The following is a 12904-nucleotide window of genomic DNA, read 5'->3' on the forward strand; positions in this document are numbered from 1 at the left end:
ATCAACGCGTGGTGATTAGTAACCAACCTCCATAACCTGAGTAGAAATAGATTGAGGTCCGGGGTGCCCATCCCCTCAGCAATTCTGACGCTGGTCTTAGGAATGCTCCTCGTGCTCGGGGGGCTATGGATTGGCCAGAACATCAACCTTCTTCCAGTTGATGCCAGCGCCAATGCCCCGATTTACGACGAGTTGTTTCGTGTTTTGTTCAGCATTGGCACAATCCTTTTCGTAGGAATAGTCGGTTTAATTCTTTTCAGCCTTGTGCGTTTTCGTCGCCGTCCCGGACAGCTCGGTGATGGATTGGCTCTTGAAGGAAATCTTCCACTCGAAGTGTTCTGGACTGCTGTTCCTGCAATCGTTGTTCTCTTCGTTGGGCTCTACAGCTACGACATCTACGAACGCATGGGCGGGATGGTGCCACTCGGCCATGGCAACCATGGCTCGGAGACGATGGTTGATCAGCGCATCTGGGGAGGCATCGGCTCGACGCAGGATTCCCAGACAGCCACAACGGCGGGGATCCCTCCATTGCCCATCGAGGTGACAGCTATGCAGTTCGCATTCCTGTTCCATTACCCCGACGGAGACATCATTTCCGGAGAAATGCATGTGCCCGTCGACCGACCGGTTTCACTGCGAATGGAAGCCAAAGACGTCATCCATGCATTCTGGATTCCTGAATTCCGGCTGAAGCAGGACGTGATCCCCGGGCAGCCAACGGTTCTCGACTTCACCCCAACCCGCACGGGCAATTACTCGATCGTGTGCGCAGAGCTCTGCGGTCCTTATCACGGAGGCATGCGCTCGAGCGTCGTGGTCGACAGCGCCGATGACTTCGACACCTGGCTCCAGTCCAACCGAAAGCCAACCGCTGCTGAAGCATGACGATTACAGCTCCCCCAAAAACAGCGCCAGCTTCACCATCACTGCAGCCGACGGGATGGCTTCGCTATCTGAGCTTCAGCGTCGACCACAAGGTGATCGGCATTCAGTATCTCGTTTGCGGATTTGCCTTCTATCTGATCGGAGGAGCCATGGCGGGCGCGATCCGAACCGAACTGCTGAGTCCGGTTTCAGACTTCATGGCCAGGGATGTTTACAACCAGATCCTCACACTGCACGGGACAGTGATGATCTTTCTCTGGATCGTTCCAGTGGTCAATGGGGCCTTCGGCAATTACCTGATCCCCTTCTATGTGGGCGCCAGGGACATGGCCTATCCAAGACTGAATGCGGTTGCTTTTTGGCTCATTCCTCCAGCAGGGCTGATGCTTATCAGCAGTTATTTCATTACTGGAGCTGCACAATCCGGCTGGACAGCTTATCCACCACTCAGCATCACAACACCCGCAACCGGTCAGATCATCTGGATTCTGAGTGTTCTTCTTCTGGGCGGAAGTTCAATCTTCGGCGGCATTAATTTCATCGCGACGATTCTCAAGCTCCGCCGCCCTGGCCTGAAGTTGATGCAGCTTCCGATGTACTGCTGGGCAATGCTTGGCACCAGCATTCTCGTGGTTCTATCCACTCCAGTTCTTGCTGGAACGCTGATTATGCTGAGCTTTGATATTGTTGCTCACACGGGTTTTTTCAACCCTGGAATGGGTGGAAATGTTGTTGTTTACCAACATCTTTTCTGGTTCTATTCTCATCCAGCGGTTTACATCATGGTGCTGCCCGCCTTTGGCTTAGTCAGCGAAATTCTTCCGGTTCATTGCCGCAAACCTCTTTTCGGATACACAACCATGGTGTATTCAATTATGGCCATCGTTGTTCTTGGACTCGTGGTTTGGGCTCACCATATGTTCACCAGTGGAACTCCGCCCTGGATGCGTCTGTTCTTCACCATTGCGACAGCCTTCATTGCGGTTCCTACCGGAATTAAATTCTTCAATTGGCTGGCAACGCTCTGGGGAGGTCGAATCAGTCTGAACAGTGCCGTGTTGTTTTCCTGTGGCTTCATTGTGAACTTCGTGCTCGGAGGAATCACTGGTGTCGCCCTCGCCCAGGTTCCGTTTGATGTTCATGTTCACGACACCTACTTCGTTGTTGCCCACTTCCACTACATCGTCTACGGGGGGTCGGTGTTTGTGATTTTCGCTTCGATCTATCACTGGTACCCCAAGATCACCGGACGCATGCTCGATGAACATCTCGGACGCTTGCATTTCCTGCTGACCTTCGTTGGCTTCAACCTCTGCTTTGCTCCGCAGCACTGGCTTGGCCTCAACGGCATGCCACGCCGGGTTGCCGAATACGACCCCCAGTTTCAGCTGGTCAATCAGATCAGCAGTGCAGGAGCGCTGCTGATGGCCATCAGCACCCTCCCCTTTCTCTGGAATGTGATTGCCAGCGCATTTCACGGTGCCATCGCAGGCGACAACCCATGGAGAGCACTCACTCCTGAATGGCTGACGTCATCGCCACCACCGGTTGAGAACTGGAAAGGAGATCCACCGCTGGTGACCCATCCATACGGCTATGGCACCCCGGCCGACGAGATCGACCTGAACTCTGCCAGCGGCAGTGATCTTTGGAGAAGCGGTCAATGACATCCCTCACTCCTCAAAACGCTCAGCTTGATCACATGGATGATCACGGGGCTGAACACGGGGCTGAACATCCGGATCACCGCATGTTTGGCCTGGCCACCTTCCTGGTGGCTGACGCCATGACATTCGCCGGGTTCTTCGCTGCTTATCTCACCTTCAAGGCAGTCAATCCGTTAATGCCAGGTGCGATTTATGAGCTTGAACTGCCACTGCCAACGCTCAACACCATTCTGCTGTTGGTGAGCAGCGCAACCTTTCACCGCGCTGGCGTGAACCTGCGCAGACAGCACAACGAACGCTGCCGCAAATGGCTGATGCTGACCGCCATTCTCGGTCTGGGCTTTCTCGCCAGCCAGATGGTGGAGTACTTCACCCTGCCCTTCGGCCTCGCCGACAATCTCTACGCCAGCACCTTTTATGCCCTCACGGGGTTCCACGGGCTGCACGTGACTCTCGGGACACTGATGATCCTGATTGTGTGGTGGCAATGCCGCACACCTTCAGGTCGTATCAGTGCCAGCAATCATTTTCCGCTCGAGGCAGCCGAGCTCTACTGGCATTTCGTGGACGGAATCTGGGTCATTCTGTTTGTGATTCTCTACCTGATCTAACGAGCATCGAGATCGGTTCAATTGACAGAACTTCGACGAACTCCTTGCCCGGGTTGCAGTCTGGGGTCAGAATTGATGTGTCTTTTCCGATAGACATGCTGGTTGGAGAGGAATTACTGAACAAGGCGCGAGCTCTCAGCAACCGTCCTGAAGATGAAATCGCCCGGGGCTGCGGTTACGTCGGTCCCAGTGGCCGTCTGATGCGCAAAAGTTTTTACAGAGCCCTGGTGGAAGCCAAGGGGTACAAACTTCCTTCCAGCAACGGTGGTTCAGGCGGAGGCAGCAGAGGACGTCAGGCCGAATTCCGCACACGCGTTCATGGCAATGGCAATCTTCTGATCGGCCATGCCTATACCAAACGCCTTGATCTTGTTCCAGGCCAGGAATTCAAGATTGAACTGAACAAGGATTCCGGCACGATCACGCTGCTGCCGCTCGCTGAATCCACCTGAATCAACACTTCAGAGCACGGATTATTACTCGTGTTCGCCCAAGGAGACAACTGTGTGCTGCTCCTTGGGTTAGTTGTGTTCAGGATGTCGTCTTAGGCGATGGCAGGAGGATCCTGATTGTCATCGATGCTGGAGCTGAACGCGATTAGCTCGATTCCACTGAACAGGAAGCTGATGCCCACCAGCGTTCCGAGCACCCACAGCAGACCCCAGAACTTGAGAGTGACAATCAACAGACCCAGGATGAAGGTGATCACGCCATTGGCGATGGCCCATCCAGCGCCGGGTTGACCGCTGTTGGCCAGTCCATTGAAGAAGGCCACGACGCCCTCCACAAGAAAGACGATGCCGATGGCCAAGGCGAACGCAGCAACCTGCTCTGCGGCTTCACCGGGATCCCGAAAGTTACTGATCATCGAGCCACCGGCAACGATGAACAGGGTGGACACCACCAAACGCCAGAAGCAGATCCAGCGGCCCATCCTGCCGGAACGGGCAAGGTTGCTGATCCAGCCGACCACACCGCCGACCAGAAACAGCACAGCAATCACGCCTGTGGTCCAGAACGAAGCAATGACTGGGAAGATCAGGGCCAGGACGCCCAGAACGATGAGAAGAATGCCCTCTGCAATCGAGAAGGCTTTGAAGGTGCCCAGGGATTCGGAGCGGTCCTCGGAATTCATGAACAGTTCAGAATGAATAACATCCGAAAGGTATTGAGACCTCACAAATCCCGCCATGGTTTGTGGTTAGCGGTCAGCCCCAGCCATGCTCTGCAAGCCAGGCGGCGCTGATCGGGGGAGTTTCTTCCTGAGAGCCACTGGCACTGATGAGCCGTTCCGTATAGCGAGCCAGCAGATCAATCTCGAGGTTCACCTCATCACCCACCTGCAGATCACGAAGGGCTGTAACCGACCAGGTGTGCGGAATCACCGCCAACCAGAACCTTGACCCGGCATCAGCACAACCCGCCACGGTGAGGCTGATGCCATTCACCGCAACACTGGCCTTATCGCAGATGTAGCGACCGAAGTCCGCATCCCGCCAGCGCAGTTCTAGATGCCATGACTGGGGCAAAGACTCCACGGCGACCACCTCACCGATGCCGTCCACATGTCCGCTCACAAGATGGCCTCCCAAACGGTCTGACAGACGAAGAGCGGGCTCGAGGTTCACAGACCCTCCCCCTGCAGCCTTCGCCCCGAGAGTGGTGCGCTGAAGCGTCTCTTCACTCACATCCGCCAGAAAGCCATCACCCACCAGTGAAGCGACCGTGAGGCAGACACCGTCCACAGCGACGCTGTCACCAAGCTGCAGTGGAGCGAAAGCACTGCAGCCTTCGACGAGCAGAGCGCGGCCACGTCGTTCGACCTGACCCACCGCCTGGACCAACCCGGTGAACATTGCCCATCTCCATCTCCTCTGCACTGGTCATAATCGAGAGAGCGGCGGAGCCGTACTTGATCGAGATGAGCGTGGCGGGAATCGCCCTGGATGCCAGCAGCCGCAGTCCGATCGTGCTGCTGCGGGACCCATCCCGAAGCCGTCAGGTGCCGATCTGGATTGATCAGGCTCAGGCGCATAACATCATGGCCGGCCTCAGTGATACGCCTCAGCCCAGGCCCCTCAGCCATGACCTGATGGCGGCATTGCTGGAGGCAGGGGGATTGCAGCTGGAGCGCGTGATCATTCATGCGATCGAAGACAGCACCTTCAGAGCCGTATTGCGCCTAGGCGGGAGCGACCACGACTCCGTGGCTTCCGGAGAGAGTGAGCTTGAGGCGGCTGTCGATGAGGACGACAACCTGCTTGAGATCGATGCACGCCCCAGTGATGCGATCGCACTGGCCATCCGCACCGGCAGCAGCATCTGGATGCTTGAAGAGGTGGTTGCGGAAGCCTCGATTGCCGTCGATGCCGAAGCGGATGCGGAGGATCGTGATGAATTCCGTCGCTTCCTCGATGGGATCAGTCCCGCTGCCCTGGGACGACACCTGAAATCCCGCCAGTCTAGGGATCCTAGAGATACCCAGGGCGACACCCAGGACCCTTGAGCAGCACACTCCCCCGGGCTGTGCTGCGCCGCTCATTCGGTGACGGGGCCGACGTGAGCCTGTTCACTCTTGGCACCATGCGCGCTCTCCAGTCTCCGGAGCAGATGCTGCAGGTGTTACGCGCCGCTCTTGAGGCTGGCATCAACCATCTTGAGACCGCACCGGCCTATGGACCAGCTGAAGCCTTTCTTGGCAAGGCGCTTGCTCAGCTGAGCAAGGAGGGCGTCGCCCCGGCCGACGGTGGCTGGGTGATCACCAGCAAACTGCTTCCAGGGCAGAGTTTTCTCTCTGGGCGTGAGGCTCTGGAGTCCAGCCTCAGCAGACTGGGGATCAACAGACTGGACAATCTGGCCATTCATGGCCTGAACCTGGACAGCCATCTCGAATGGGTGCTCTCCGGCGAGGGAGCCCGGCTGATCGACTGGGCCCTGGCGAGCGGCAAGGTCCGACAGGTGGGTTTCAGCAGCCACGGGTCCAATGCCCTGATCGAGCGTGCCATCGCCAGTGACCGCTTCAGGTTCTGTTGCCTGCATCTGCATCTGCTGGACCCCACGCGCATGCCGCTGGCACAGCAGGCTTTAGAGCGATCCATGGGCGTTCTTGCGATTTCACCGGCTGACAAGGGTGGTCGCCTTCAGGCACCAAGTGAACAGCTGAAAGTTGACTGCAGCCCCTTCCAGCCCTTGCAGCTGGCTTATCGCTTTCTGCTGGCGGCCGGCATCAGCACACTGACCGTGGGAGCCCGGAGCGCCGCAGACCTCAAACTGGCTCGATCGCTCGCAGCTAGCGAGGGCCCATTGGATCTGGAGGAGCAGCGAGCTCTTACTCACCTTGAGCAACAGCGTGAGAGTCGACTGGGGCATGAGCTTTGCGGCCAGTGCCGTGCCTGCCTTCCATGCCCCAACGACGTCCCGATCCCCGAGCTGCTGAGGTTGCGCAATCTTGCCCACGGCCATGACCTGATGGAATTCGCCGGGGAGCGCTACAACCTGATCGGCCGGGCCGGGCACTGGTGGGAAACGGTCGATGCGAGCCAATGCGACAGCTGCGGAGACTGCCTGCCGCGCTGCCCGCACCAGCTGCCGATCCCCGACTTACTGGCGGAGACCCATCGACTGCTGGCAGCGGCACCGCGGCGGCGGTTATGGGGCTGATGCTTCCCAGAGCTGCTGCAAACGTTGCGCTTCTGCAGCATCGGGTGGCAACAACATCCAGCTCTGTGTCCAGACCGATTCCTGAGGAAGCACGAGAGGACGCAGTCTGAGCGGAATCCGAGCCTCCGCCTCGAAAAGCTCATCTCTGGGCAACGGCGGGATCCAACCCTGAGCCAACAATCGAGACAGCAAAGGTTGGTTCCAGGCTTTCAGCACCCAGTCCTGCGGAATGGGTTCAGCCGTCTGGGAAGGCCGAACCAGCAGCGTCCAGTGGAGTGGTGCGCCCTGCTCAGGCAACACAGCGGTGAGTCTGGGATCACGCTGGAGGGCAGCCATGCAGCGCTGCAGAGGCAGCACGGCAACCCTGGCATCACCCTGCAGCAGCCAGTTCATGCCGAAACGGTCATCAAAACTGAGGGTCGCCGCACGCAGACGACGCAGGGCATCGCCCTCTTGCATTCTCTCTGCGAGTGAGATCAGCAGCCTCGGACTGGATGGCAGCAGCAGCTTGCCCTTGGCTGCCGGGTCGAGCAGAGCGTTCCAGCCAGCATCCGGCGCAGGTGCATTGGTCCCATCCCGCCGGATCACCATCACCCATGGACTAAAAGCCACCGGCAACATCAGGCCCCTCCAAGCGAGGGGAGCCTCGCTGAGGAAGCGTTGTCCAGAAGGCCCCATCCTCGAAAGAAGAGCATCAGCAGCTATCGCCTGCAGACGCTCGGGGCTGATCACCGACAACCAGCCGTCAGTGAGAGCAAGAAGGTCGGTTGGCAGCGGCCAGGGACTCTCGAGCGGTGTCGCCCCTGACAAAGCATCGAAACGCCAGGGTGCTGGCAGATCACGACGCCAGAGAGAGGGCAGACAGTCCGGGGTTGCACGCAGGGTGGGAACCGCTCCTACACGACCGCAGCCGCTGAGCCCCGCCGCCGCTGTCACAGCGGCGAACTGGAGAAACCGACGACGGTTCAATAATAGCGCCGGAACGGCAACAGGCTTCATGGTCCGAACCTACGGGGCGACAGTGTTCGCATGGCCTGCCGCGAGCAGCTGATCGACCGCCCGATCGCAGCACTGCAGCAGAGTGTCAGTGGAAACACCTCTCCACTGAGCCAGAAGGGCCAGGCCACCAGCACCGACTCCTTCTTTTACATGGCCCAGCTCGAAATCGCGGAGGCGGGAGTGGCGGCTTGCCGAGAAACGCAGACCAGAGGCATAGGCCTGCAGTGAAACGGCATAGTGCTGCTCGAGGTTGCTGAGCAGCGTCACCAGGGAAGACGCAGGCGTTGCAGCCTGCAGACGCTCCGCGGCCAGCCAAGCGGTGGTTCCGATCACAACCCGATCGCAGAGCTGCTGACGACGGTCTGCTGAAACCGCGTGCAGTGCAAGGGCAAGCACCGCAGCCATCTGACTGCCACCGGCGAGCAGTATGGACTGATCCGTATCAAGCACCCCGATCAACAGCCCTGTGGCAAGGGCCTGAAAAGGATCACCCACGGCCGCCAGCAAGGCCTGAGCATCGATTTTTGAGTGGCCAGGCAAGTGAGACAGCCCTTCGCTGACCAGCTGCTGCTTGAGCGCCATGGGGGGATGCAGAGCACTGCCACTCACCAGTGCCTGCACAGGCAATCCCAGCCCCGTCAGCACTGCCAAGGCTGTTGTGGTGCCACCGGGAACACATTCCGCCAGCACCAGCGGCCGACGCAGTTGTCGCCCAAGACGCCGACCGCGCTGCAGCAACTGGAGCACCCTGTCGGGGGACATTGCAGCGCCGCTGGAGACGCATTGCCCCGGCCCGCAGCGTGGGTCCTCAAAGCGGAGATGGGGAAAGTGCGGTGGCACCGTCAAGCCGAGAGCGGCAACCTGCGGGTCGAGGCCGAGTTGATCGCACACAACCCAGCTGATCAAGGCTGGTGAAACCCCCGCCGGCAAAGGTGGCAGGGACCAGAGCGGAGGAACGGATGGCCCCTTGAGCAGCAGTTCCGCATCAGCAAGAGCCGTGGTGCGGCGTGCAGCTGGTGTACAGCCCGCCGCAGAGATTCCCTGCTGTTCAGCGGTCCTTGTGGAGGCGAGCACCAGCAACAGATCCGGAAGTGGTTGGACAGGATCAGACCAGATGCCTGCAAAGCGTGTTGCATCTGCCGTGGCCGGCGAACCGGTCAGTCGACAAACCCCGAATGGAGGATCAGAGGGGGTCGAGGGCGACCAGTCCATGAAGCAGCGGGGGAGGGTCCGGGACGGGGGCCTGCAATCGGGGGAAAATCCAGTAAGCCAGTGCGTGGAGAGCAAGCACGTAAACCAGCTGCTGGATGAGCACAAGAGCAAGCGCCATCAGCTGAACCAGCAGCAGATCAGGCGCGAGTGGCAACTGCAGCAGTTCCAGCAACCTGTCCAGCAGGCCTGCACCGGCACGGGTGATGATCACCCAGAGGTTTTCACCCACCAACAGCGAAAGAGCAACAACGCGGACGAGAAAACCAGCAGCACCGATCAGCAGGCCGATCCCCCAGCTCAGCCACCAGCTGCAGCGATGCAACCAGCACCAGCCGAGCCATACAGACAACAAGCCATAGGGGAACAGCATCAAGGGTCCGCGGACAGGCCCCATCAAGGCGATCAGCAGAAGAATCGCCACCGCCAGGCCTTCGACCCCGGCACGGCCACCCCGACGCACAGCCAGCAAGGCGAGTGGCAGAGGCAGGGCAAGACGGAACAGAGCTCCGCCGACCGGGAGGTAGTAGAGAGCCAGCCAGATCAAGGCAGCCGCGGCCGCCAGATAGGAGGATTCCATCATTCGCAGAGCCTGGCGATGGCTGAGAACTGGTCGCATCAGGAAGCAGGCTTCGGCTGAAGCTGGGAAGGCTGATTCAGATCGCTGACGGGCACCTTTTCGATGGTCTCCACCTCGAAGCCAATGCCAGCACGCCTGAGAGCCTCGGTGACCCCCTCCGCGGGAGCCGCTGGATCCGCTGCTGAGAGGCGGATCATGATGCGATACGGCAGGGTTCGCTCCGGAGTGGGTTTCGCCTCGGGTTTTTCAGTCGAGTCCTCAGCTTCGCTGACTCTGGCTTTGGGCTGTTTGTTGTCGTTGTCGTTGTCGTTGTCGTTGACCTTGGCCTGATCTTCGTTCTTGTCAGTAACAACGCGGGAATCTACGATGTTGTCGTCTGGATCGTTGTCGACTGGATCCGCCTGGGTGACTTCTGGACTGACTTCGCCTGCCTGAGAGTCGAAGCTTTCTGACAGCCGCTGGCCGAATGGTGTGCCATCACAGGCCTGCAGCAGCATGAGCAAGGGCAGCAACGACCGAGCAAACAGTCTGATCCTGATGCCCATCAGGAGTCGGCGGGGCGAATCACGCGCACGGCACTGGCACGCAGACGACCTGACTTCGTCGTGGCAGGAGGCTTCTTGGCTGCTGGCTTCTTGGCTGCAGCTTTTTTAGCTGCAGGTTTCTTGTTGGTGGAAGCCTTTCGGCCTCCCTTCTTACTGGCGGCCTTCGCCTCCAGCAGCTCCACCGCCTGCTCAAGAGTGATGTCATCAGCCCCCTTCCCTTCCGGAAGAGAAGCATTGACCTTGCCCTGCTTCACATAGAGACCGTAGGGGCCGTCATACACCTGCACCGACTCATCACTGCCCTCGGGCTTACCGAGATCCTTGAGCGCGGTTCGGCCGCCTCGACCACGTTTGGGCATCGCCAACAGTTCAAGAGCACGGGTGAGTCCCACGGCGAGCACATCGTCGTCGCCCTTCAAGGAGCGGTAGTCCTTCTCACTTTTGCCCTTGTCCCAGACCACATAGGGGCCAAAACGACCAAGTCCGGCCTGAACCCTGCCACCATCAGGGTGCTCTCCCAGCAGCCTGGGCAGTCGCAGCAGTCCCAGAGCATCATCGAGGCTGAGGTCTTCGGGCTTCACTCCCTTGGGCAGCGAGGCACGCTTGGGCTTGGGGTTCTCATCACTGACCTGCCCGCGCTGCACGTAGGGCCCGTATTGACCGAACAGCAGATAGATAAAATCTCCGGTTTCCGGATCTTCCCCCAAGGCCTCAGGCCCATCGGCTTTCTGCTTGAGGATCAGTTCGGCCTGATCGTGATCGAGATCGGCGGGGGTGATCTCATGAGGCAGGGTGGCCTTGATCAGCTCCTCCTCTCCGTCGTCACCGACACGTTTGGCTTCGAGATAGGCCCCAAAGCGACCGATCCTGACCACACAGGGGAGTCCCTCGAGGTCGATCGTGCGCGAGGCACCGGGGTCGATATCGCCCTCCCGCAGGTGAACCTGGGACTCCAGCCCTTCATTGCCCTTGTAGAAGCTTTCCAAGTATGGAAGCCACTGCACCTTTCCATGAGAGATCTCATCGAGGGTGTTCTCCATCCTGGCGGTGAAGGAGGTGTCAACCAGGTCGGGGAAGTGCTCCTCGAGCAGCGCCGTCACCGCAAAGGCTGTGAAGCTGGGCGTGAGTGAATTGTTCTGAAGCGCGGCGTAGCCCCGATCCACGATCGTTCCGATGATCGAGGCATAGGTGGAGGGCCTGCCGATCCCTTCCTTCTCGAGCATCTTGACCAGGGAAGCTTCCGAGAAACGGGCCGGAGGCTGGGTCTGGTGGCCAAGCGCCTCAACGTCTTTGAGGTTGGGAGAATCCCCCTGCTTGAGCGCTGGCAGCAACACTTCCTGGCCTTCCAGGGCAGCGTCGGGGTCATCACTGCCCTCCACATAGGCACGGAAGAAACCAGGGAAATCAATGCGCTTGCCGCTGGCTCGGAACACAGCATCAGCGGCACTCAGATCAACAGACAGCATGGTGAGGCGGGCCTCAGCCATCTGGCTGGCAACGGTGCGCTTCCAGATCAGTTCATAGAGGGCTAGGTCCCTGCCATCTAGACCTGTCTCCTGTGGAGCACGAAAACTCTCGCCAGCAGGGCGAATCGCTTCGTGGGCCTCCTGTGCGTTGCGGGCCTTGGTGCTGAACTGCCTGGGCCCCTTGCTCAGATAGTCGTTGCCATACCGCGATTCAACACAGCTGCGGGCAGCGCTGATCGCCTGATCAGAGAGATGCACCGAATCGGTGCGCATGTAAGTGATGAAACCACGCTCATAGAGACCCTGAGCGCAACGCATGGTTTCCCTGGCAGAAAGCCGGAGCTTGCGGTTCGACTCCTGCTGCAAGGTGCTGGTCGTGAACGGTGGAACGGGGCGTCGCACCGTGGGTTTTTCCTCCACGGACGTGACGCTCCATGCCACCGACTTCACCGTTTCGGAGAGGGTCAGGGCATCGCTTTCACTGAGAAGGCGGACCTTGCTCCCGGCCTTGAGCTCACCGGTGTTTTCATCAAAATCATTGCCGGTGGCAATGCGCTGCCCCTCGAGGTGGGTGAGTTTGGCGTCAAAACGACTGCCGGTCTGCTCGAGACCGGCCTTGAGGTCCCAGTAGCTGCCGCTGCGGAATGCCCGACGTGCGCGTTCCCGTTGCACCAGCAGACGCACAGCAACGGACTGCACGCGTCCCGCGGACAGACCCCAAGCCACCTTCTTCCACAACAGCGGCGACAGCGTGTATCCCACCAGACGGTCAAGAATTCGTCTGGTTTCCTGGGCATGCACCAGCTCCATGTCCAGCTCACGGGTCTGGTCAAGAGCCCGCCCAATCGCCTCCTTGGTGATCTCGTGAAACACCATTCGTTTCACCGGAACCTTCGGCGCAAGCAGCTGCAACAGATGCCAGCTGATGCTTTCGCCTTCCCGGTCTTCATCCGTCGCCAGCAAAAGCTGATCAGCACCTTTGAGGGCGTCCTTTAGCTCCTTGACCGTTTTTTTCTTGTCCTTCGGCACCACATAAAGGGGCTCGAAATCGGACTCGGTGTTGACGCCGAGATTGGCCCACTTCTGGCCCTTCTGAGCCGCTGGAATCTCACTGGCGTTGTTCGGGAGATCGCGTACATGCCCCATGGAGGCTTCCACCCGGAAGTCCTTGGGGAGGAATCCACGGATGGTGCGGGCCTTGGTGGGGCTCTCAACGATGACCAGGGTGTGCGCCAAAGGAGGGCAGATAACCGTTCCCTTCTTTATCGCACCGCCGCTC

General features: G+C 59.3%; 13 protein-coding genes. 6 read left to right on the plus strand and 7 right to left on the minus strand.

What is annotated here, in order from left to right; genetic code table 11:
• Nucleotides 1-63: 63 nt before the first annotated feature.
• From SynBIOSE41_RS13335 to SynBIOSE41_RS13350, 4 genes are all read left to right on the plus strand, one after another.
• Nucleotides 64-888 carry a cytochrome c oxidase subunit II gene (locus SynBIOSE41_RS13335; protein WP_066905960.1) on the plus strand — a complete coding sequence of 275 codons (825 nt, stop codon included), beginning with the start codon at nt 64-66 and terminating at the stop codon, nt 886-888.
• Complete coding sequence (gene ctaD / locus SynBIOSE41_RS13340) at nt 885-2555, plus strand: cytochrome c oxidase subunit I (protein WP_186538249.1); 1671 nt, start codon at nt 885-887, stop codon at nt 2553-2555. The genes SynBIOSE41_RS13335 and ctaD overlap by 4 nt, the downstream gene beginning before the upstream one ends.
• Nucleotides 2552-3166 (plus strand): cytochrome c oxidase subunit 3, encoded by a 615-nt coding sequence (locus tag SynBIOSE41_RS13345; protein WP_186538250.1) that lies wholly within the window; start codon nt 2552-2554, stop codon nt 3164-3166. The genes ctaD and SynBIOSE41_RS13345 overlap by 4 nt, the downstream gene beginning before the upstream one ends.
• Before the next feature lie 95 nt (nt 3167-3261).
• Nucleotides 3262-3618, plus strand: coding sequence for an AbrB family transcriptional regulator (locus tag SynBIOSE41_RS13350; RefSeq protein ID WP_067325866.1), 357 nt, complete (start codon nt 3262-3264; stop codon nt 3616-3618).
• A 92-nt stretch (nt 3619-3710) separates the two neighbouring features.
• Here SynBIOSE41_RS13350 and SynBIOSE41_RS13355 read toward each other — a convergent pair whose 3' ends face one another.
• Both SynBIOSE41_RS13355 and SynBIOSE41_RS13360 read right to left on the minus strand, forming a co-directional pair.
• Nucleotides 3711-4301 carry an HdeD family acid-resistance protein gene (locus SynBIOSE41_RS13355; RefSeq protein WP_066906171.1) on the minus strand — a complete coding sequence of 197 codons (591 nt, stop codon included), beginning with the start codon at nt 4299-4301 and terminating at the stop codon, nt 3711-3713.
• Nucleotides 4302-4374: 73 nt separating this feature from the next.
• Nucleotides 4375-5022, minus strand: coding sequence for a riboflavin synthase (locus SynBIOSE41_RS13360; protein ID WP_186538251.1), 648 nt, complete (start codon nt 5020-5022; stop codon nt 4375-4377).
• Nucleotides 5023-5078: 56 nt separating this feature from the next.
• Here SynBIOSE41_RS13360 and SynBIOSE41_RS13365 point away from each other — a divergent pair, with 56 nt between their 5' ends.
• Both SynBIOSE41_RS13365 and SynBIOSE41_RS13370 read left to right on the plus strand, forming a co-directional pair.
• Nucleotides 5079-5672, plus strand: coding sequence for a bifunctional nuclease family protein (locus SynBIOSE41_RS13365; RefSeq protein WP_186541224.1), 594 nt, complete (start codon nt 5079-5081; stop codon nt 5670-5672).
• Between the two features lie 20 nt (nt 5673-5692).
• Nucleotides 5693-6826, plus strand: coding sequence for an aldo/keto reductase (locus SynBIOSE41_RS13370; protein WP_370594240.1), 1134 nt, complete (start codon nt 5693-5695; stop codon nt 6824-6826).
• Here the strand turns inward: SynBIOSE41_RS13370 and SynBIOSE41_RS13375 are convergent.
• From SynBIOSE41_RS13375 to topA, 5 genes are read right to left on the minus strand one after another with little or no spacing between them, the layout of a single operon-like run.
• Nucleotides 6815-7825: a twin-arginine translocation signal domain-containing protein gene (locus SynBIOSE41_RS13375; RefSeq protein WP_186538252.1), complete on the minus strand. Its 1011-nt coding sequence runs from the start codon at nt 7823-7825 to the stop codon at nt 6815-6817. The two genes, SynBIOSE41_RS13370 and SynBIOSE41_RS13375, sit on opposite strands and share 12 nt — an antisense overlap.
• Nucleotides 7826-7834: 9 nt before the next feature.
• Nucleotides 7835-9037 (minus strand): nicotinate-nucleotide--dimethylbenzimidazole phosphoribosyltransferase, encoded by a 1203-nt coding sequence (locus SynBIOSE41_RS13380; protein ID WP_186538253.1) that lies wholly within the window; start codon nt 9035-9037, stop codon nt 7835-7837.
• Nucleotides 9009-9653 (minus strand): DUF2232 domain-containing protein, encoded by a 645-nt coding sequence (locus SynBIOSE41_RS13385; protein ID WP_066905978.1) that lies wholly within the window; start codon nt 9651-9653, stop codon nt 9009-9011. The genes SynBIOSE41_RS13380 and SynBIOSE41_RS13385 overlap by 29 nt, the downstream gene beginning before the upstream one ends.
• Nucleotides 9653-10111, minus strand: a complete 459-nt coding sequence (locus SynBIOSE41_RS13390; protein ID WP_255476058.1) for a hypothetical protein — start codon at nt 10109-10111, stop codon at nt 9653-9655. Before SynBIOSE41_RS13390 ends, SynBIOSE41_RS13385 begins: the two co-directional genes overlap by 1 nt.
• Before the next feature lie 47 nt (nt 10112-10158).
• Complete coding sequence (gene topA / locus SynBIOSE41_RS13395) at nt 10159-12861, minus strand: type I DNA topoisomerase (RefSeq protein WP_186538255.1); 2703 nt, start codon at nt 12859-12861, stop codon at nt 10159-10161.
• Nucleotides 12862-12904 lie beyond the last annotated feature (43 nt).

It is taken from the genome of Synechococcus sp. BIOS-E4-1 (assembly GCF_014279995.1).
GTDB lineage: Bacteria > Cyanobacteriota > Cyanobacteriia > PCC-6307 > Cyanobiaceae > Synechococcus_C.

Coding starts and splice junctions, on each gene's coding strand:
- ctaD (WP_186538249.1), top strand. CDS start 885: ATGACGATTACAGCTCCCCCAAAAACAGCGCCAGCTTCACCATCACTG.
- SynBIOSE41_RS13345 (WP_186538250.1), top strand. CDS start 2,552: ATGACATCCCTCACTCCTCAAAACGCTCAGCTTGATCACATGGATGAT.
- SynBIOSE41_RS13350 (WP_067325866.1), top strand. CDS start 3,262: ATGCTGGTTGGAGAGGAATTACTGAACAAGGCGCGAGCTCTCAGCAAC.
- SynBIOSE41_RS13355 (WP_066906171.1), bottom strand. CDS start 4,301: ATGAATTCCGAGGACCGCTCCGAATCCCTGGGCACCTTCAAAGCCTTC.
- SynBIOSE41_RS13360 (WP_186538251.1), bottom strand. CDS start 5,022: ATGTTCACCGGGTTGGTCCAGGCGGTGGGTCAGGTCGAACGACGTGGC.
- SynBIOSE41_RS13375 (WP_186538252.1), bottom strand. CDS start 7,825: ATGAAGCCTGTTGCCGTTCCGGCGCTATTATTGAACCGTCGTCGGTTT.
- SynBIOSE41_RS13380 (WP_186538253.1), bottom strand. CDS start 9,037: ATGGACTGGTCGCCCTCGACCCCCTCTGATCCTCCATTCGGGGTTTGT.
- SynBIOSE41_RS13385 (WP_066905978.1), bottom strand. CDS start 9,653: ATGCGACCAGTTCTCAGCCATCGCCAGGCTCTGCGAATGATGGAATCC.
- SynBIOSE41_RS13390 (WP_255476058.1), bottom strand. CDS start 10,111: ATGCTGCTGCAGGCCTGTGATGGCACACCATTCGGCCAGCGGCTGTCA.